This window comes from Gemmiger formicilis, assembly GCF_018784445.1.
Taxonomy (GTDB): domain Bacteria; phylum Bacillota; class Clostridia; order Oscillospirales; family Ruminococcaceae; genus Gemmiger.
In genome coordinates this window covers 1-206 of sequence record NZ_WQOH01000063.1, presented here as the reverse complement: position 1 = coordinate 206, position 206 = coordinate 1, and the positions used below count along the sequence as shown (strand labels likewise).

The following is a 206-nucleotide window of genomic DNA, read 5'->3' as shown; positions in this document are numbered from 1 at the left end:
GGTGACTATATCCTTGCCCACTATACCCACGAGGAGATTGCCATGGCGGAGGACTTTCTCTGCCCGGAACGGGACGAGCTCTTCACCTACTCCGGCCTTGACCTTCTGCTCAAACGCTATGTAATCCAGTCACGCAGCCGCGTGCCGCTGGAAACACCGCAGGAGATGTTTTTGGGTATCGCGCTGCATCTTGCTATGAACGAAGG

1 protein-coding gene is annotated in these 206 nt (G+C 55.8%); it reads left to right on the top strand.

Features of this window, described 5'->3' with window-relative positions; translation table 11 throughout:
* On the top strand, positions 1–206 hold a 206-nt coding region (locus GPK89_RS14335), incomplete at both ends, for a ribonucleotide reductase N-terminal alpha domain-containing protein (protein WP_215694178.1).